The sequence below is a fragment of the Bradyrhizobium sp. CIR18 genome, assembly GCF_014198295.1.
In the GTDB taxonomy this organism is placed as follows: domain Bacteria; phylum Pseudomonadota; class Alphaproteobacteria; order Rhizobiales; family Xanthobacteraceae; genus Bradyrhizobium.
In genome coordinates this window covers 96,420-113,919 of record NZ_JACIHF010000012.1, presented here as the reverse complement: position 1 = coordinate 113,919, position 17,500 = coordinate 96,420, and the positions used below count along the sequence as shown (strand labels likewise).

At 63.0% G+C, this 17,500-nt stretch carries 20 protein-coding genes; 10 read left to right on the top strand and 10 right to left on the bottom strand.

Annotation, left to right across the window (positions count from 1 at the left end; translation table 11 throughout):
• Positions 1-312 precede the first annotated feature (312 nt).
• The 4 genes from GGD65_RS29845 to GGD65_RS29830 form a co-directional block, all read right to left on the bottom strand.
• The gene (locus tag GGD65_RS29845; protein ID WP_183237555.1) at positions 313-930 is read right to left on the bottom strand and encodes a hypothetical protein; all 618 of its coding nucleotides are present in this window, start codon (positions 928-930) and stop codon (positions 313-315) included.
• 99 nt (positions 931-1,029) lie between these two features.
• Positions 1,030-2,571, bottom strand: coding sequence for an O-antigen ligase (locus GGD65_RS29840; RefSeq protein ID WP_246783440.1), 1,542 nt, complete (start codon positions 2,569-2,571; stop codon positions 1,030-1,032).
• A 32-nt stretch (positions 2,572-2,603) separates the two neighbouring features.
• Positions 2,604-3,254 (bottom strand): hypothetical protein, encoded by a 651-nt coding sequence (locus GGD65_RS29835; RefSeq protein WP_246783439.1) that lies wholly within the window; start codon positions 3,252-3,254, stop codon positions 2,604-2,606.
• A 101-nt stretch (positions 3,255-3,355) separates the two neighbouring features.
• Positions 3,356-4,558, bottom strand: a complete 1,203-nt coding sequence (locus GGD65_RS29830; protein ID WP_183237554.1) for a polysaccharide biosynthesis/export family protein — start codon at positions 4,556-4,558, stop codon at positions 3,356-3,358.
• A gap of 405 nt (positions 4,559-4,963) precedes the next feature.
• Between GGD65_RS29830 and GGD65_RS29825 the strand changes: the two genes are divergently transcribed.
• The 3 genes from GGD65_RS29825 to GGD65_RS29815 all read left to right on the top strand — a co-directional run bounded on the left by GGD65_RS29825 (position 4,964) and on the right by GGD65_RS29815 (position 7,171).
• Complete coding sequence (locus tag GGD65_RS29825; RefSeq protein WP_246783438.1) at positions 4,964-5,401, top strand: hypothetical protein; 438 nt, start codon at positions 4,964-4,966, stop codon at positions 5,399-5,401.
• 76 nt (positions 5,402-5,477) lie between these two features.
• Positions 5,478-5,753 (top strand): hypothetical protein, encoded by a 276-nt coding sequence (locus tag GGD65_RS29820; RefSeq protein ID WP_183237551.1) that lies wholly within the window; start codon positions 5,478-5,480, stop codon positions 5,751-5,753.
• Between the two features lie 146 nt (positions 5,754-5,899).
• Positions 5,900-7,171, top strand: coding sequence for a hypothetical protein (locus tag GGD65_RS29815; RefSeq protein WP_183237550.1), 1,272 nt, complete (start codon positions 5,900-5,902; stop codon positions 7,169-7,171).
• 11 nt (positions 7,172-7,182) lie between these two features.
• Here the strand turns inward: GGD65_RS29815 and GGD65_RS29810 are convergent, their stop codons facing one another.
• Positions 7,183-7,809, bottom strand: a complete 627-nt coding sequence (locus tag GGD65_RS29810; protein WP_183233109.1) for a transglutaminase-like cysteine peptidase — start codon at positions 7,807-7,809, stop codon at positions 7,183-7,185.
• Positions 7,810-8,002: 193 nt separating this feature from the next.
• Here GGD65_RS29810 and GGD65_RS29805 point away from each other — a divergent pair, with 193 nt between their 5' ends.
• Positions 8,003-8,740 (top strand): metallophosphoesterase family protein, encoded by a 738-nt coding sequence (locus GGD65_RS29805; protein ID WP_091956216.1) that lies wholly within the window; start codon positions 8,003-8,005, stop codon positions 8,738-8,740.
• 62 nt (positions 8,741-8,802) lie between these two features.
• Complete coding sequence (locus GGD65_RS29800; RefSeq protein ID WP_183237547.1) at positions 8,803-9,465, top strand: hypothetical protein; 663 nt, start codon at positions 8,803-8,805, stop codon at positions 9,463-9,465.
• A 3-nt stretch (positions 9,466-9,468) separates the two neighbouring features.
• On the opposite strand, the gene GGD65_RS29795 is transcribed toward GGD65_RS29800, so the two are convergent.
• Complete coding sequence (locus GGD65_RS29795) at positions 9,469-9,915, bottom strand: hypothetical protein (RefSeq protein ID WP_312017738.1); 447 nt, start codon at positions 9,913-9,915, stop codon at positions 9,469-9,471.
• A gap of 355 nt (positions 9,916-10,270) precedes the next feature.
• On the opposite strand from GGD65_RS29795, the gene GGD65_RS29790 reads away from it, so the two are divergent.
• Entirely contained in the window at positions 10,271-10,648 is a 378-nt protein-coding gene (locus GGD65_RS29790; RefSeq protein WP_183233106.1) for an Ig-like domain-containing protein, read from the top strand.
• 340 nt (positions 10,649-10,988) lie between these two features.
• Here the strand turns inward: GGD65_RS29790 and GGD65_RS29785 are convergent, their stop codons facing one another.
• Positions 10,989-11,234, bottom strand: coding sequence for a hypothetical protein (locus GGD65_RS29785; RefSeq protein ID WP_183233105.1), 246 nt, complete (start codon positions 11,232-11,234; stop codon positions 10,989-10,991).
• A 186-nt stretch (positions 11,235-11,420) separates the two neighbouring features.
• On the opposite strand from GGD65_RS29785, the gene GGD65_RS29780 reads away from it, so the two are divergent.
• Positions 11,421-12,638, top strand: a complete 1,218-nt coding sequence (locus tag GGD65_RS29780) for a hypothetical protein (protein ID WP_183237544.1) — start codon at positions 11,421-11,423, stop codon at positions 12,636-12,638.
• A gap of 11 nt (positions 12,639-12,649) precedes the next feature.
• Here GGD65_RS29780 and GGD65_RS29775 read toward each other — a convergent pair whose 3' ends face one another.
• From GGD65_RS29775 to GGD65_RS29765, 3 genes are all read right to left on the bottom strand, one after another.
• Positions 12,650-12,886, bottom strand: a complete 237-nt coding sequence (locus tag GGD65_RS29775) for a hypothetical protein (protein WP_244550789.1) — start codon at positions 12,884-12,886, stop codon at positions 12,650-12,652.
• A gap of 187 nt (positions 12,887-13,073) precedes the next feature.
• Positions 13,074-13,490, bottom strand: coding sequence for a hypothetical protein (locus tag GGD65_RS29770; protein WP_026201779.1), 417 nt, complete (start codon positions 13,488-13,490; stop codon positions 13,074-13,076).
• 42 nt (positions 13,491-13,532) lie between these two features.
• Positions 13,533-13,823: a hypothetical protein gene (locus GGD65_RS29765; RefSeq protein ID WP_092261669.1), complete on the bottom strand. Its 291-nt coding sequence runs from the start codon at positions 13,821-13,823 to the stop codon at positions 13,533-13,535.
• Between the two features lie 979 nt (positions 13,824-14,802).
• On the opposite strand from GGD65_RS29765, the gene GGD65_RS29760 reads away from it, so the two are divergent.
• From GGD65_RS29760 to GGD65_RS29750, 3 genes are all read left to right on the top strand, one after another.
• Entirely contained in the window at positions 14,803-14,976 is a 174-nt protein-coding gene (locus GGD65_RS29760) for a hypothetical protein (RefSeq protein WP_018317058.1), read from the top strand.
• A 254-nt stretch (positions 14,977-15,230) separates the two neighbouring features.
• Complete coding sequence (locus GGD65_RS29755) at positions 15,231-15,392, top strand: hypothetical protein (protein ID WP_183237542.1); 162 nt, start codon at positions 15,231-15,233, stop codon at positions 15,390-15,392.
• 400 nt (positions 15,393-15,792) lie between these two features.
• Positions 15,793-17,379, top strand: a complete 1,587-nt coding sequence (locus GGD65_RS29750) for an EAL domain-containing protein (RefSeq protein ID WP_183237540.1) — start codon at positions 15,793-15,795, stop codon at positions 17,377-17,379.
• Positions 17,380-17,500: the final 121 nt, after the last annotated feature.

Sequence of the window (17,500 nt, the reverse complement as noted above, 5' to 3'; positions counted from 1 at the left end):
GGAAGCTTAACAGCTGGAGATCAGCAGGCAGCCGAATCGAAGCAGGCCGATATCAACAACTCAGCAGTAGCAAGTCGCTCTGACGCCTCCTGCCGAGCATCGCTTCGATACTGCGTGAGTTAACCGGCCTGCCACGTGCCGACGTATTGCTACCCGCAAAATGTCGGAGAGCAGCGCAATGCATCTGCAAGGAACGTTTGATACAATGTTACGATCGCGACTCGCGCCCTCTTCATTTGAACCTTAACAAGCCAAAAGTATAGCGGCGCTAATTGCGCCGTAGTCGACGTCTATTGGGCAGGCCGTCGCCGCTTAGCGCGGGCTCACGCTGCTGGTCGTACCACCAACGGAACCACTGCCGAGGCTAGTGCCATTGTTTGCCGTCGTATTGTTGCCGAAAAAGGTGCCACCGCCACCACCGCCCCCGGTCGCAAATCCGCTTGTTCCTGTCGGTCCGCCTCCGCCGCTGCCGCCACCGCCCGCACCGCCGCCGGTCGCGGCGATCGCGACGTCGCCGGTCGCGGCTTGGTAGGCCGCGATCACGTCGGGGTTGCCGGTGCCAGCGATCGCGGTCTGGATCTCATTGGCAAAGGCCTGATCCTGCTGCGCGGCCATGCGGGCGACCTGGGCAAGGCCGGCGACGATCGCGCGCATCTGGTCGGTGGTCGTCGCGGGATCTTTCAGAAGCGCGATCAGGCCCGGCAGTGTGGTCGGATCGGAAGCGCCGAGGTCGCGCACGCGCGAGATCAGCTGCGGGCCGCCGGTCGGATATTGCTGCAGCAGACTATTCGGGGAAGCCTTGAAGTCGGAAATGACGGTGGCCGCCAGCTGGCGCTGCGGCGGGTAAACGGCAGCGTTTGCGGCCGAGGTAATCGTCGCGGCGAGGGCCGCGGCGGCAGCCATGCGAAGCGCGATTCTGATAACGCTCATAAATCAACCTCCAAAAAAACGGCGCCCCGATTGCTTCCTCGGCCCGGGCAAATGACTGTGCAGTGCAGGAACCTATCCGAAGAGAAATGGGCTGTCCATTTATTCTAAAGACTTCGTAAACGACGCAACTGCTTCAAATCTAGACACTTTTGTGAAACTGAGGCACCGGGCTCGAGGCTGCGTCCGCGGTTGTCGGATGCCCTCGCCTCGCCGACTGGTAGCGCCCGCCTCCGCCATCGCCCGGCCCTCCTTGGTGCGGAAGGACTGCGCCAGGCCCGCGCCGAAAAGCGCAAAGAATGGAATGCTGTAGCCGGGCACCTGCAGCGTGAAGTCGAGGCACGAATGCAGCAGCGACAGCGTCGCGGTCGCCACCGCCGCCAGCGGGATGATGGCATCGCGCCGGCGGGTGAACACGCCTCTCGCCAGGACGAGCAGCATGACGGCCCAGGCGAGCGCCACCAGCAGCGCCATGGGAATGCCCACCTCGGAGGCAAGCTCCAACGGCGTCGAATGCGCGGCATCCCAGACGCCGCGAATCGAGATGTTGGGGCTTCGATACGGCGGGAAGGCCCATTGGAAGGTCCCCATGCCGGTGCCGAACCATGGGTTGTTGCCGATGATCCGCAGCGTCGATTTCCAGGCCTCGATGCGGCCTTCGTCAACGAGGCCCTGACTGTCGAAGCGACTGGAGACGCGGCCGCCGAGCAGCTGCAAGAGGCCGAGCGCGACGGCGAGGCCCGAGCCGAGCGAGATCCAGATGCCGGTGCGCGGCGGCAGGTCTTTCCTGAGAAAGAGCGTGAACGCGACGATCATCGCGAGCAGCGACAGCCCGACGCCGGCGCGCGAGGTCGTCATGAACATCGCCATCAGGCAGATCAGCAGGCAGCCAAGCTGCGGCAGGATCTCTTTTGGCGGAATCGTGCGCAGATCGAGCGACAGGCGTCGCCATTCGATGTGCCGTTCAGGCAGCCGGCGGCGGACGTCCTCCAGGATCAACAGCATCCAGATCACCGCGCAGGAGCCGAAATAGGCCGCCGCCGTGTTGCGGTTGATGAAGGTGCCGGTGACGCTGCCGAGATAGGCCGTCTTGTCCCGCCACAGGATCATGGTGGGCTCGATCAGGAACGAGAGCACGCCATAGAGCGAGTATGCCGCGCCCGAGATCGCGATCACCCACAGCATGCGGCGGGCGCGGTCGCGATCGGCCCCGACGGTAATACCGAGAACGATGGCGAGGATGTTGGCGAGCGGCGCGCCGAGCGCGAAGAACGCTTCGTTCTTGACGATGGAAGCCGACGGGGCGATCGGCACGCCCAGCAGCTCCGCGGCCTGCTTCCAGATCGGCTGGAACGGCGCGACCCAGGGATGGTCGGAGAGCTGCTCATGCAGCACGAACGCGTAGGCCACAACGATCACGCCGATGCCGGCGAGCAGCCAAAGATGCGGCCGACGCAGATCGCGCGTCGGCGCGAAGATCACCGCGATCCCGAGACACAGGCACCAGAACGCAATCGACAGATCATTGGTCGAGCCGAACGGGAACGGCGCGCCAGCCATCACGAAGAACAGGATGAAGGTCGCGGGCAGGCTCCATGACCAACGAATCCTGAACCAGCTCATATTGGGAGGCCAAAGGCGCATCGTGCTTTCTTTAGGCGAGCTTTGCTTTAGGCTTAGAGGAAGCAATCGATCGGATAGATTTTCAGATCCACGTTGAGGCGGCTGTTCCGGGTCTGCGCCCGGAATGCCAAGAATACTCCAAAGCTATCACTGCCCGGATCGAGTTTTATTCCAGGGGTTAATTCGTCGGGCGGGACCAGGACGCCGATGTGCCGGTTGATGGCCGAAATCTCGATCCGCCCCTCCCCCTCGCCGAAATGCCCGCCGAGTTGCGTCACCGTGACTTTGGGCAGGCCGCGGCGCTGATGGCAAACCTCCTCCTCCCATAGCTTGGTCTGCTGGACCAGCGGCTTTCCCGCACCATCGGGGACAACGATATCCGGGAAGGAGGGACGCAGCATCCCGAAGAACTTGCTCTCCTTGGAGTTCGCCGACAGCCGGACCGTGAACGACAGCTCGCCCTTGGCTCCCTTGAAGCGCGACAAGATTGGAGCATCGGGCTCGGCGGAGACCATTACGTCGATGCGGTGGCGGACGCCCAGCTCTGCAGCGGCGCCGAGAGCCTGCCCGAGCGGTGCTAGCCCGAAGCCGACGGGGACGACAGCCAAAAGACGGCAAAGTGTCCGAAAGCGCATGAAGCCCCTTGCAACAGTGCGGGGGTGACCGATGACCGGCGCGCCGTGCTCAGTGGCGCCTTGATCCAAATCCCGAACTCGTAGCCGCAGCAGAACCGCTTCGATCTAAACGAAAATGGCACCGGGACAAAGCCCCGGTGCCATCGGTTTCGCTGGATCAAGTCGGCGTCTTACGGCGCCAGCTTGACGTTGTTGCGGAAGATCAGGGCGTCGTTGGAGAGATTCACCGCATCCGAGCCGGTGGCCATGATCACGCGCAGGAACTGCAGGAATTTCGTAACTTCGACGTTGCGGGAGTTCGAGACGTAGATCACGTCGCCGTTCTTCATCATGACCTTGGTGGTAAGGAAGAAGCCGCCGGGATCGCGGAGGTTCACGTTGAAGATGACCGGAACGGTCTCGGAAGTGTACTTGCTCACGTCGATACCGAGCTGGGCCGCAACCTCGCGCGGCTCGCGGCGATACATGTACACGGCGGCCGGATCGGCTTGGCCATCGAGAAGACCGCCGGCCTTGCCCATGGCTTCGCCGAGGTTGATGCGCCAGGCATCGAAGTTGAACTCGCCACTCTGGCCGCTGGCGCCGAACGCCAGGAACTTCTGCTGCTCGCGATAGACGTAGATGCTGTCATCGGGGCGAACATAAACGTTGTTCTCGGGCGCCATCACGAGATTTTCGAACGGCACGGTGGCCCGCTTGCCGCCGCGCTCCAGCATGACCCAGGTCTCGAAGCCCTGGCCCTTGATGCCGCCGGCGCGGGTGATCGCATCGAGCACGCGATCCTTGGCACCCGCCGCGCTCGCCGGATAACGCGCCGGCGAATTGACTTCGCCGAGCACGCTGATGAGCTGGGTGCGTTGCGACGACATCGCCACGACCGCTTGCGGCTCGATGGCGCGGTTGCCGATCTTCTCGACGATCGCACGCTGGATTTGCACCGCCGTCAGGCCTGCGGCCTTGATCTGGCCGGCATAGGGCACGGTGATGAAGCCGTCATTGTCGACCGACTGATCCGGGATGGTCACATAGTTGCCCGGGCGGACGCCGGCTTCCGCCGGAATGAACAGACCGCCTGCCGCAGCTTCGAAGATGGTGACGCTGACGACGTCGCCGATGCCGAAAACGATGCTGGCCGGCGGACGACGATCGGTGAACACGCCGGCGAGCCCCTTCGGCTCATGGGTGTGCAGGATCTTCACGGTGGCCGGATTGAGCGGCACCAGCTCGTAGGCCGGCGCGTTTTCAGTCTGAATCTTGTTGTTGACGTCGTCCGTCAGCGGACCCGAGCCGGGATTGGTCGAGCAGGCTCCGAGCGCCAAAGCAGCCGCCAGCAACGCAGGCTTCAACATATAGGTCTTGGCAATAGATGACATGAATCGCGCCCGAGGGTCCCCAAGTGACGTAGATTGGTACGGCCTAGGGGGTGGTGCGACAAGGGTTCCCAGTAGTTAACGGAGCGATCGGTCGGCCACTGTTGCGTGCGGGCCACTCTTTGGGGCTTGGTTTAACCCTTTGTGACCATTTGTTGTATTTCGTGTGCCCGGTCGGCGAGCAAACCGCCCAACTCAAGGGCTTCGTGTGTCGAGCGCGAGGCTTCTTGACCTCTCGCCGCTCTGCTAAGTCTGGGCCGTTAAGGATAGGAACTCCCATTGTCTGGCCTCCTTCTTGTTCCGCTGTTGGCAGGCTCCCTCCTTGGCGCCGCTGACCGCCCATGGGGCTCTGCTACCTCCTGTGCTGGCCGCGCGCGGTCCTCGTGCCAGGGCGCCCCCGTCGTTGAGGTGGCCGCCCCCTCCTCCATCTGGAAGTTCAGCCGCACGCAAGGGGCCAAGGACGGCGAGAGCTTCGCGGCCATCACGAAGACCGCGGACACCACCCAATCCGACCCGGACTTTGCCGGCCTCATCGTCCGCTGTGCGCCGAAGGGCAAGGTTGACGTGCTGGTGGCCTTGATCCGGCCTTTTCCGCCGCGGAGCCACCCCAAGGTCACCATTGCCGCGAGCGGCGGCGGCAGCCTGACCTTTGACGCCAGCATGGCGGCCGCAGGCGCCGCGGTGCTGCTGCCCGACGAGGTCTCGGCCTTTGCCGCCGGCAAGTGGCAGTCAACGGCCTCGCTGTCGGTGGTGGTCAGGGAAAGCGACAGCGAGATCAAGGGCGTGGTGGCCCTGAACGGCTTGCGGGAGGCCTATCATTCGCTGCTGGCAAATTGCAGCCAATAGGCCAAATTTAGCCATACAGCTTAAGGGTCTTTTTAGGGTGGGGAACCTAGGGTCCGAAGCACGGAGAGTGTTTCGGATGACCGCGTTTTTGATTTTCAGCTTTCTCGTAGGTGCCGTGCTGGGCCAACGCTTTCGCGTCCTGGTCCTGCTGCCATTGACCTTCGTCATGGTGCTCGCCGCCATCCCGGTCGGCTCGATGCTCGATCTCACCTTGCTCGAGAGCCTCAAAGGCGTGGCACTCGCGGCCATCGCCCTCCAGGGCGGTTATCTCTTCGGCTCGGCCGCGCGCTTTGGCCTTGCCGCCGCACGCGCCGCCCGCGTCTTCGGCCGCCCGATCAAGGCCACCCGCTGATCGCGCCGATCAATCAGCGACCAACGAGCCCGCGCGCAAACGGCCCAAGGTTTTAAGCGTTGGACCGAGGCAGGCCTCTGTTTGAAAACCACCCGCCCGCTTGTATGGTGACCTGACCGTTTCAGGATTCCCTTCGAGCGCGCCGTTTGTCCCTCGCTTATTTTGCCCTCATCGTTTCCATCGTCTCCGCTTCCGCTCTCGAAATCGCCGGCGCCAAGTTTGGTGCGCAGCTCGGGACGATGGCCGCCGCGCTAAGCCTGCTGGCGGCCACCGCAAGCGCGCGAAAAGCCGACTACGACCACTATGTTCGCGCGACCTCCTGGGGCCGCTGGATCCCGATCGCCATTCCGCTGTTCATCGCGGCTCAGCTCGTCCCGCTTCCGCTAAGCTTTGCCCATCCGATCTGGGCCAGCACCCGCGATGCCATAGGTGGCCTGCCGTTCGGACCGATCACTGCCGATATCGGCCTGACCGTCAGCGCGCTGCTGCTGGCGCTTGCGGCGATCTCGTTGCTCGGCGTCACCGTCCTGGTGGTCCGCAACCGCAGCCGGGCCGAACTGGTTCTCTTTGTGCTGAGCGGCGTAACCGCGGTCTCCGCCTTGATGTTGGACCTGCATCGGCTGTCGCCGGCGCTTGCGGGGACCGTTCCCGCTGATCTCACGGCAACCATGGCCGGCCTCGGCCTCATGCTCAATCTGGCGGTGATGCAGCTTGCGGCTGAACGGGCCGAGACCCATCACTCGGTCCTTCGCTCGGTGGCGATCGGCCTTTGCGGTCTTGTGGGCACGCTGGCAAGCGCGCTTGCGGTGTTCGGCCTGTCAGGCACGAACAGCGCGATCGCCGCGGCCTTTGGCATTGTGCTGATCCTGCTGATCCTCGTCATTCGCAGGCTCGATCTATCGCCGCTCGCAGCGGGCGCCTTGTCGGCCGCCGCCTTGATCGGAGCGGCGATCGTGCTGTCCTTCCTGTTCGAAAAGGGCTCCGGACCGATCCTGCTGCGGCTCGTCCCGGATATGGGGGCTGAAACGCGGGCCGCGCTGGAGCGGATGTTGTCCGACACGCGCTGGTTCGGCGCAGGCGCCGGGACCTTTGCTGCGGTGGGCCGGATCTACCAGAGCGATGTCGGAGCCGCTTTGACGGCGCCGTCGACAGCCGCGGCGGTCTTTGCCGGCATGGGATGGATTGGCCTGGCTAGCGCGCTGGCGGTGAGCTCGATCGCGCTGCTGCGCCTGTTCTTCGGCGCCTTGCAGCGCGGACGCGACTCGTTCTTCCCTGCGGCCGCCGCGGCCTGTGTTTTGTTTGCGCTGGTTCAGAGCTTCGCCGGGCCAGGATTGCTGCGGCCCGCAGCAATCCTGTGCCTTTCCGTGATCGTGGGACTCGGGCTGTCGCAGAGCGTCAGCCAATCCGGATCACGATAGAGCGCGGATGATCAGACCGCGCGGTCGCCGAGCGAGGCCCAGTAGTTCGGGTTCTTGGGCGACTGAATGCGGACCCAGCGATAGGGCTTCTTCGACCACGGCAGGATGTGACCGGAGAGATTGTCCAGCACGAGATCGCCGGCGAAGGTGCGAACCACGACCACGAGATGATGCTCGCCCCAGGTGGTCACGACCTCGCTGAGCAGCACCGAGCGCGCCGGAAAGCCCTTGGCGATCAGCTCGTGGCGTTTTGTCACAGCGTAATCGTTGCAGTCGCCGCTGGTCGGATGCAGCAGCCACTTCTCGCCGCGCAGCCCTTCCAGATTGGCCTCGGGACGGATGGCGGTATTGACCTGCTGGTTGACCTCTTGCATCTGCGCCAGCCGCTCCGCGGTAAGCTTCAGGCGCCCGCCCCTGAACACGACGTGCTGCGGCCGCGGCTTGCACTCGTCCTTGTACTTCAGGCAGAAGAGCGTGAACGCCATCGGCGCCAGCGTCGGCTGATCGAACTTGATGTACTGGATGGCCCCGCGCAGCCCCAAGGGCGCACCGACGAAAGCAGCTTCAGCGCGCTGCTGCACCCCTGCAGCAACGACGATGGCGGCCACGGCCGCCAGGAACTTTACAACTTTGCGCATGTCGCGCTCCCCGTTTTTGTTGGGGAGACGCTACGCGAGACGTCTTGAAATACGGCTCAAAGGCCGCGCGATCCTTTAATCAAAATGCGGGCGCCTTGGTCGGAAACAATTAAGAATACCGATGTGTGACTTGTTCTGCTAAGAGCCATCGCGACGTTCCGCTCGTGACGCTGGAAGCGATTCGACCGACCTGATGGGCCTTTCCTCACGCTTTCGAAAGAAGACCAAGCCTCGGCTTCCCGACGGCGTTCGCGTCTATGCCATCGGCGACGTGCACGGCCGCGCCGATCTGCTTCAATCGCTGTTAACCGTCATCGACGTCGATCTGGCCCGCTCGGCCCCTGAACGGGCCATCCAGGTCTTTCTCGGCGACTATGTCGACCGCGGCCCGGACTCGCGCGCCGTTCTTGATCTGTTGATCGAACGCTCGAAGACACACGAGACGGTTTGCCTGAAGGGCAACCACGAGATCTTCCTGCTCGAGGTCCTCAAGGACCCCGCCCGCCTGCAGGAGTGGCGCCACTATGGCGGCCTGCTGACGCTGGTCTCCTACGGCATCACGCCGACGATGAATCCGTCCGCGGAGCAGCAGGTCGAGCTGATCGAAGGACTGAAGCGCGCATTGCCGCCCGAGCACCTGGCGTTCCTGCAGCAATTGCCCTCGTCCTTTACCTGCGGCGACTTCTTCTTCGTCCATGCCGGCGTCAAGCCTGGCGTGCCGCTCGAGCGCCAGAAGGATGAGGACCTGCTCTGGATCCGCGAGGAATTCCTCGCGTCCGAGGAGCGCTTCGGCAAATATATTGTCCACGGTCACACCCCGGTCAGCGCGCCCGATATTCGCCCGAACCGCATCAACATCGACACCGGCGCTTACGCGACCGGAAACTTGACGCTGCTGACGATCCAAGGTGATAGTCTGCTCGCAATTTAAGAGCCCTGCTCTCGTTTCAATCCCGTGCTCGCTTCGCCCTCACAGGCCTCGTCGATTTCACCATGAACCGCATGTTCCTGCTTCGCGTCATCGGCATCTGCACTGCGTTCATGCTGGCGCTTCATGCCGGCATGGAATTCTACGGCGATCTCATCCGACCGAACTTTCGCGCGAGCGATTTGTTCTCGGGCGAGATTCCGCCCGAGAAGGCCAAGCTGGCGGCCGGCGGTGTCTTGGCATCAGTTTCGCTGGATGGCGACCTGCTCGCGAACTACGCGGCGGCAGTGGCCGCTGACGTTCTTCACGGTCCATCGTCCGATGCGGCCGGACGGGCCAGCGAGAACAAGGCCGCCCAAGGCGCCGTCGTCGCAGCCTTGAAGGTCTCACCGATCAGGCCCGCGCTCTGGCTCACACTCGGCACGTTGCAGGCCCAGGCCGGCGAAGCGGCAACGCCGGCTGTGAAGATGTCCTACTTGACCGGATCCGTGCCGATCGACGTCGCCTTCGCTCGCGTCCGGACCGTGACCTCGAGCGCGGCTGCAACGGACGAAGAGATCAAGCTGCTGGCGCAATCTGACATCCGCGCGGCGCTGGCCAATCGCTCGCGTTACGAGCCGCTGCTGATCGCGGCCTATGTGCAGGCATCTCCGCAAGGCAAGGCGCTGCTGCTCGACACCACGAAAGTGACCGATCCCAAATTCAACGAGATCTTGCGGCGGTACTGAAGCTCAGCGCACCGATTTCGGATTGACAGGCACGAAGTCCTGATCGCGACGCGGTTGGTCTGATCGCCCCTGATAGACGAACATTCCCTTCTTGGTCGTGACGATATCGCCTCGCTGCAGGCTATCGTCGCGGAGAAGGCGTTCGGTCGCGACAAGGTCCGGATCTTCCGGAATCGGCTTGTAGAGCTCGGGATGCTCCCGCCGCTCGCGCGAGACATCCTTGGCGCGGCGCCGCGCGTCCTCGATCCGCTGCCGCCATTCGTCGCGCGAGACTTCCGGCTCGCTTGGCGGAAGGTAGTCGTTGATGGATGGCTCGGGCTCAGACTGAGCACGACATGAGAGCGGGTAGGCAGAGAGGGCCAATCCGACAGCGGCGGCCACGGCCGCCTGAACCGGCGCGCGCCCGGATATCCAGCGATCCGATGTGGACTTGCGGCGAATGGATCGCACTCCGATCTCTCCCAAGCGGGCCGAGCAGCATCAAGCGCCCCCCTCAACTTCAGCTCATGCGGCTGCCAATTGCAAGATTTTAGGAACGCGGGGCCGTGCCATCAAAAATCGAAAAACAACCCCATGCACAGTAGCCGGCGCCAGCCATTTCAATCAGTTACGCCTTTCCCGAAATCCGATTTGATCCGTCGGGCAAAACAGAGGTAGGATGGCATGATCTGGAGAGAGCCGACCGGATGATCGCGCTTTCTGAGATCCATGTGAGATGAGCGGCTCAGTGGCAAACAGCTGCGTTCCAAGACCTCGTTAAATCGTCGCCGTTCGATTTCGGCATAAGCTGGTGGAGTTGCCGAGAATGCGTACAAGACCGGTACTGCTGTCAGGTGCTGTCCTCGCGGCGTCCGCCATGTCTGGCCTTGCGGCGCAGGCGAGCCCCATCTGCATCAAGGAACGAACACCGTTTGCCTTGTCGCACGATACGGTGAAATGGACGATGTCGATCGCGCCTGGCGCCGAGTGCATCCAGGGCCTGCGCTGGTCGTACATGCAGATCTTCAAGGTATCGGTCGTGAGCGGACCATCACGGGGACAATTGGCGGTGGTCGGGTCCGGCTTCCGCTATTCGGCAGAAGCCGAGGCGCCCGGCACCGACAAGTTCACGCTCCTGATCTCGGGCAAGAACCGTCGCAATGCAGGGACGTCGACCTTGGAGGTCGAGGTCAACCCGCAATAGCTTGAGAGAGGCACCGAAGGGTGAACGGCGCGGCTAGCGGCGGCTCGAGCCACTGCCCCGGGTTCTATTCCCGTGATAGGGTCGGGCGTATCCGCCCCTCGTCACGGGCGGCTCGATCCGGCTCGGGATATTGGGCGTCGCGTTGGGGCGCGCGGGCTGCGACGGATTGACAATGGTCACGTTGCGGTTGGGCGTCGATGGGTCATTGACGCCCTGGGCCCAGGCAGCGGCGGGCAAAAGCAACGCAATGGCGATCAGAACTGGTCGTTTCATACGATATCTCCCGAGCATGAACGTCAGGGAGGCGATCACCGTTCCTTCACGGTTCGTTGGGTGGACCTTAGCGGGGGACGGCAACCAGCTTGCCATCCCGCCAGACGCCCTGGGCCGACTTTCCAGCAGGCAGGCTGCCTGAAAGGTTCCGAACGGCGGTCGGCCGCGAGGCAGCCTGATTGGTCTGCGCCTTCTTCGTGGGGGTCGTGATGATGCTGGAGCTCGTGGTGTTGGCCTGATCCTTGGTCCCCTGCGCACCGGCAGGCGAAACCAGGAAGGTCAAAACCGTGAGGACTGCTAGAACGCCGCGCATGGTCGAGCACCAGAAAGAGAAGAGCTTGGCGAAATGTCACAGGTTCTCGCCCAAAAGCAAGCACCTTCGAACACTGCGCGAGGCCGTCGCGGAGCCGCCAATCGAAGCCAAACTGCCTCAACTCGAGAGGTTTGAAGCGGAAAGACCTAGCGAAATAGCCCTATCCGGGCTACTTGATCGGCCTTGATGACCGACTCCGGTGAAACTGCGGCCAACGCTCCCTCGGCGCAACAGATCAAAGCCGGGTTTATCCGTCTCCTGTCGAGCCGCATCCGCGCCGTATCCGACGATCCCCGGCAGATGCGGGAGATTGTCTATGAGCTGGCGCGCGTCAAGCTTCTGGAGCAATTCACGCACGCCGACGCGCGGGAATCGCGCGAGTTTCAGCAGGTCCTCGAACGTGCCATCAAGGAGGTCGAGCGTTCCTTCGAGCGTAGCGCCGCGTCCGAGCCGCAAAAAACTGTCGCGGCAACCGACGTTCCGGTCCCGCCCCCGGGCCATACCTTCGCTCCCCCGCCCATTCCGATGTCGTCACCCGTTTCGGCTTCGCCGCCTGCTGCGAACGACGCGGGAGCACCGCGCCGTCCCGTGGCTTCGCCGCGATCGCCGGATCAAACCAAACGCAGCGGCGCCTTCACCTTTCTGGTTCGACTGGCCGGCATTCTCCTGCTCATGGCCGGCGCCAGCACCACGGTGATCTATTGGCCGCGTTTGAGGACCCAAGTGTCCGCACTGTCACAATTGGTGCTGCCATCCGAGCGCGCGCCGGGCAACCCCGAGCCCCGGCCGGCCACCGCCCCGCCCCCGTCGGAGAGCGTGAGTGTCGAACGAGCGTCCGACAGCGCAAAGGAGCCGGCGCCACCTGCACACCCCTCCATGCCTTTGCCGACGACCTTCGGCGTCTACGCGCTGAACGAGGGGCAGCTCCAGGAACTGAAGCCGGTCCCCGGAAAGATTCCAGACCGCCGCGTTGCGATCTCGGCGGCCATCAACACGCCGAGTGCAACGACCCTGACAAGCGGAGATGTCAACTTTATCGTGTTCAGACCGGACGGAAGCATTGAGGCAAGCGTGACCGAGGTTCGAGTCGTCGCGAAGGTGTCCCGGTCAATGGGCGTCGATGCCTCCGGCAAGGCCGCCATCGTCAGCGCGGGCGATTCCTGGGTCATTCGCAGCATGTCCTACCCCTACAAAGTGGGGCCGGTCGAGGATCAGCAGAGGATGCTGTTGCTGCAACCGGAACAGGACGGCTTCACGCTGTCGCCGGGCCGCTACATCGTCGTCGTCAAAGGCATCGGCTACGATTTCACCGTGGCAGGGACGATCACCGATCCCAACCAATGCGTCGAACGTATCAACGCGGCAAACGGCGCGTTCTATTCTCCCTGCCCGCCGCCGCGTTAGATCGACGGCCGCTACTTACTGGGCTTGCTGTCCTTGGCCGCCTCCGCCGGCGCGTCGTCGACCTTACCGTTGTTCGCGACGCATTTTTGGAAGTATGCGCGCTGATCCTTGGCCGTTCCCTTGGCGCTCCCCGCCGCCGGGTTGCCGATTTGCCTGGGCGGAAACGCCTTGGCCACCGCCGCTTCGCATGCGCGCGCCACTTCGGCGGTGATGGCCGACGCCGTCGCCGGCGCAGCCAACGTCAACACGCATGCCAATCCAACCAACCTTCGCATATTCCTGACCGGCACCTTGCTGCTCCCTCGAAGCGTGAATGCTTGCCGGGACCATAGCAAAAAGGATCGACGCGCCAAACCGCAAAGCGGCGCCGAATTGTCACGCGGTGTGGCCTGGGCGTCTCGAAGGATGGCCGAGCGCGCGGCAAGAGCTCCAATACTAGCTGTTGAGCTGCGGCGGCTTGAAATTCGGAAAACGCGTGAGCATTGCGGTCTTGACGAACTTCAGGTGCCCGATGCTGCTCGCCAATTCCTTGAGCCGGCGCTGGCCATTGGAGATGTCCGCCGCAAAGAGATCCTGGTGATGATTGTCGAGCGCCTCTCGCTCGAGGTACTCGTCGGTACCGTTTCCGAAGGTGACGGATGCGCGCGCAACTGCGTCATCGACACGCCGGTTGAGGCCGGCCTGCTCCCTCTCCGCTTCCTGCAATGCCGTTTCGATCGCCGCCAGGACGGCACCGATCCGCGTGCGGTCGGTCTCCGCATCACGCTCCGCGGAGCGGGCCTTAAAACCTTTGTCCTCGCGGCGGGAGCCGAGAAGATTATGCGCGCGTGCTCTCAGGAACAGCTGAAACATGTGGGCCATCCCCATTTTCGAGATCTAAGCCGCTACCATCGGTCAGGCATAGTTAACAAAGCCTAAATCCTGCGTCCGCCCCGCCTGGCTTTGTGCGATCCAGGCCCGCCAGGCTCCTTCGTGCTTGGAATAGAGCTCCAGCCACCGAACGTCGTCAACCGCGGCCGCTCTCGTGCCTGCGCGGGTTTCGGCCACGATTTGCACCGTCTCCTTCGAGGCAAGATCTAGCGCCTCGAATTCCGCCGTCTCCTCCAGCGAAAGGCCTATCAGAACACGATGCCCTTGCGCGTCAACAAAATATCTGCGCGGCGCGTTCTGCCGTTGATCAATCATTTGAATGACCCTCGCTCATTATCCAGGGACCTGGAAGATCTCTCAGATGCCGGCCATAGCTACAAACAAACGCAATCAAAATAAGAGCGCAAGTCGTCGCGCCCAGCAACGCAATCAGCCACGTCATCTACGCCTACCCGCACGCCCTCCGGAAATAGAGGACCCGAACTCGCAATGAACTGATCCGTCTTAGGTTGCCTTGCCTGGGCGCTCAAGGACGGCGGCAGATTAACCTAACCGCACATGGTTATTTCGACTCCGCCACGACGACCATTCACCCGGGTCAGCACGCGCGCAGCCCCGCGGTTACGATGGCCGCTGGGTGCGACCGGCTTCCATCGAAGCGGGGGTATAGGGTGCATAGAGACGATATCGTGCCGATCGCTTCCGCGAGCGCCACGCGCGTACGGCATAGCCGCAGCCAAAACCCGCTGCGAAAATCGAAATCAAAACCAAAGCAGCTAACATTGGAATATTCCCACGTTTGCCGGAACGCTCCTCCCGCGCTCATTTTCATCTTTTCGTTGTGTCGACTTCAAGTTCGTCACCGCTGAAACTTTTGTCAGACGAAGATGAAGTTTGTGCAACGTGATGCTCGAAGATTGGTCGGCACGCGAGGGCACAGAGCGCGGAGAAGAGGCTCCAGTTCTTTTTACCAGAACTCGCCACGCCGACACCATGAACCTCGTTCATCTTGGTGCTTCAAACGTCGACCGGCACGGATGAGACCGCCGTCGGAGGGCGCGCATCGGATTCGCCAGCGAAACACCGTGGTTATACGGAGCGTCGCGCATCGATTTCATCGCAGTAAGGTTGAGCAGTTAGCTTAATCCGCGTTGTTTGTTGCGAAGTCTCACCGATCGCATATCCATCTCGCACCGGGCTCCCCCAAGCCCGGCCCCACCCAAGCAAAGCCGTCGAGCGAACATGGGTCGCTTGGCGGCTTTGTCGTTGTGTCGACAAGAGGATGATTTCGGTTATGGCGCGCAAGCCCTGGTCGTTCAAAGAAGACCGCCGGCTCATGGAGCTGGCTAAGTCTTCGGCTTCGCTGGAAGAGGCCGCGAAAGTTCTCGGACGCTCGCCTGATGCGATCAAGCGCATGGCCTTGCGGCTTGGTCTTTCGCTGAAGCCGAAGACGGGCAAAAAGAGCTAGCCTCGGAAAGGCGACGGTGCTCGCCTTGAGCCCCGCAGCACGACCTCCCGCGTGCGGTGAATGACGACCGACCTCACTGACGGGGCCAGCAGGCCACTGCAAAAGGCTCAGAGGTCACGACTCCGCAGATGCGGACGTCAGCCTACAGTCTTTCGAAACAGACATTCTTTCGAAGTAATCATGGCTTTGCCTCGCCGGGACGGAACCAGACCCACGTTCGGGTGTTAGTTCGAATCTCACAGCGAGGTCTGGCAGTGCTCCACTTTGCCATTTCCGCGGTTCTGGTTTGGCTGGCGATCAACATCGCCTTCGTGGTGCTTCGGCTGCGGGCCGCCCGTGATCCCGCAGCGCCCCACACCGACAGGTCAGGCAGAGCTTATCCCGCGCCCCCGATGAGCGCGACCAAGCTGACCTGACCTAGTTGCGCGTCTTCTTCTGGGACCCCATCCCAGGGCTCGTTCCATAGTTGGGTGTCCCCGTCCCCTTGAAGGCTCCGCCCATGCTGTCCGAACCGGAATTCGTCGCCGTGCCGCTGCGGGAGGTGGGCTGAGTGCCCGATGGCTGGTCTTTGGTTCCCTGCGCCCAAGCCGCGGAGCTTCCGACGACGAACGACAGGAGGAGGAGGCTTAACGTCCTGATCATACTGCTCAACTTTCCATGCTCGGGCCGCACGACATCAGTCAGCCAACCCCTCGGTAGCCCTTCCGGACCGGTCCGCCCGTTAAACCCTATCTTAGCCCCCGCTGGCTAGAATCAATTCCCAAAATCAGTTCCAAGATCAGTCACCAAGCCTCTCCTGAATTTCGCCTGGACCGGATGAGATTACAGCGGCCGAACCTCTCGTTTGCGGCGCTCGTTATTGCGAGCACGATGGCGTTCGGGCTGGCGGGCCATTTTGCGGCAGACGGCGTCATTCGCCACCAGCAGGCGCACCAGCTGAACGAGCTGACCGAGGTCGTTCTGCGCCGCTCCGAATTTGCGGTCGATTTCGCCGCGGCCAGCCTCGACGAACTCGCCAAGCGTGATCTTGCCAGCTGCGCACCGGCAGCGTTGCAAGCCATCCGGCTCCACGTCTACCAGCGCTCGGCGATCAAGGACGTCCGTCTCGTCAACCCGGACGGATCGGTGATCTGCTCGGCCTATTCCGAGACGCTCGAGTTCGACAAGGGCTGGGCGGATCGGCGCGACATGCTGCCCTCACACGACAAGAGGCTCTCGCTGTTCCGCGTGGAGCAGTTCGGCGGCGACGCATTGGGCGTGCTCAGGGACGTCAATCGCAGCTCCGCGCTGGTCGCCATCGTCGGCATCAACGCCGGCCTGTTCGATCTCATGCCCGCCGAGCTGCGCGCGCACAGCGAGGTGATCCTCGCCTTGAGCAATGGCGAGAAGCTCGGCGAATTCCGGCTCGATGCCGACAGGCCCCTGCCAGGGCCGATCAGCTTCGACAGGCATTCCACGCGCTTCCCGCTTCACGCCACGATCCGGCTCGAGCACGCCGTGCTTTCGAGCTGGAACAGCGAGGCGTATTGGCCGGCGCTCGCAGTCGCACTTGGGCTTGGTGCACTGTTCGGCATCCTGCTGGCACGCAGCCGCCGGATGGAAGGGCCGGTCGCCGATCTCGATCGCGGCCTCGCAGCCGGCGAATTCAAGCCATACTACCAACCCATCTTCGAGCTCAGGACGGGCCAGATCACCGGCTGCGAGATTCTGGCGCGCTGGGTTCGTCGGGACGGCTCGGTGGTGCCGCCGATGAACTTCATTCCGCTGGCCGAATCCAGCGGGCGCATCCAGGTGATGACCTGGCAGATCCTGAAATCGGCGCTCGCCGACCTGCAGGGCGTGCTGAAGGCGGACAAGACCTTCAAGATGTCCGTGAATGTCGTGCCCAAACACCTGCTGAGTGCCGGCTTCGTCGAGACGCTGCGTCGCACGGTCCTGGCAACGAGAATCTCCGCACGCCAGATCGTGGTCGAGGTCACCGAACGCGACGAGCTCGACGATCTCGCGCACGCCGCGACCGTCGTGGCCGAGTTACGCGACCACGGCTTCCGCGTCGCAATCGACGACGTCGGCGTGGGTCACAGCGGTCTGTCGCGACTGAAGGGACTTGGCGCCAACACGATCAAGATCGACAAGTTCTTCGTCGACACCATCACCGTGGATGCATCGACCACGACGATCGTCGAGATGTTGGTCGCGCTCGCCAAGGACTTCCGCATGACGGTCGTCGCCGAAGGAATCGAGACCGAAGAGCAGCGCCGCGCCCTGATCGCGTCCGGCGTCGAGGAAGGGCAGGGCTATCTCGTCGCCGCACCGCTGCCCTTTGCGAAATTCAGCGAGCTCGTCGATTCACGCCGCCACTCCGCATCCGCAGCGCCGGCCGGCGACGTCCTGGTGGCCTGACCATCTTCGCCGGACCGCCTCCCGGCCGGCGATAGCGGCTAGGTTTTAGGCAGCCCGCGCCGCCCGAAGAGCGACGAGGCGCTTTAACGATGTTCTCGTCTTTCGAAGCGGAATGGCCCTC

Coding starts and splice junctions, on each gene's coding strand:
- GGD65_RS29800 (WP_183237547.1), top strand. CDS start 8,803: ATGAACCGCATGTTCCTGCTTCGCGTCATCGGCATCTGCACTGCGTTC.
- GGD65_RS29820 (WP_183237551.1), top strand. CDS start 5,478: ATGACCGCGTTTTTGATTTTCAGCTTTCTCGTAGGTGCCGTGCTGGGC.
- GGD65_RS29750 (WP_183237540.1), top strand. CDS start 15,793: ATGAGATTACAGCGGCCGAACCTCTCGTTTGCGGCGCTCGTTATTGCG.
- GGD65_RS29845 (WP_183237555.1), bottom strand. CDS start 930: ATGAGCGTTATCAGAATCGCGCTTCGCATGGCTGCCGCCGCGGCCCTC.
- GGD65_RS29765 (WP_092261669.1), bottom strand. CDS start 13,823: ATGATTGATCAACGGCAGAACGCGCCGCGCAGATATTTTGTTGACGCG.
- GGD65_RS29760 (WP_018317058.1), top strand. CDS start 14,803: ATGGCGCGCAAGCCCTGGTCGTTCAAAGAAGACCGCCGGCTCATGGAG.
- GGD65_RS29830 (WP_183237554.1), bottom strand. CDS start 4,558: ATGTCATCTATTGCCAAGACCTATATGTTGAAGCCTGCGTTGCTGGCG.
- GGD65_RS29840 (WP_246783440.1), bottom strand. CDS start 2,571: ATGCGCCTTTGGCCTCCCAATATGAGCTGGTTCAGGATTCGTTGGTCA.
- GGD65_RS29785 (WP_183233105.1), bottom strand. CDS start 11,234: ATGCGCGGCGTTCTAGCAGTCCTCACGGTTTTGACCTTCCTGGTTTCG.
- GGD65_RS29790 (WP_183233106.1), top strand. CDS start 10,271: ATGCGTACAAGACCGGTACTGCTGTCAGGTGCTGTCCTCGCGGCGTCC.
- GGD65_RS29780 (WP_183237544.1), top strand. CDS start 11,421: ATGACCGACTCCGGTGAAACTGCGGCCAACGCTCCCTCGGCGCAACAG.
- GGD65_RS29810 (WP_183233109.1), bottom strand. CDS start 7,809: ATGCGCAAAGTTGTAAAGTTCCTGGCGGCCGTGGCCGCCATCGTCGTT.
- GGD65_RS29805 (WP_091956216.1), top strand. CDS start 8,003: ATGGGCCTTTCCTCACGCTTTCGAAAGAAGACCAAGCCTCGGCTTCCC.
- GGD65_RS29770 (WP_026201779.1), bottom strand. CDS start 13,490: ATGTTTCAGCTGTTCCTGAGAGCACGCGCGCATAATCTTCTCGGCTCC.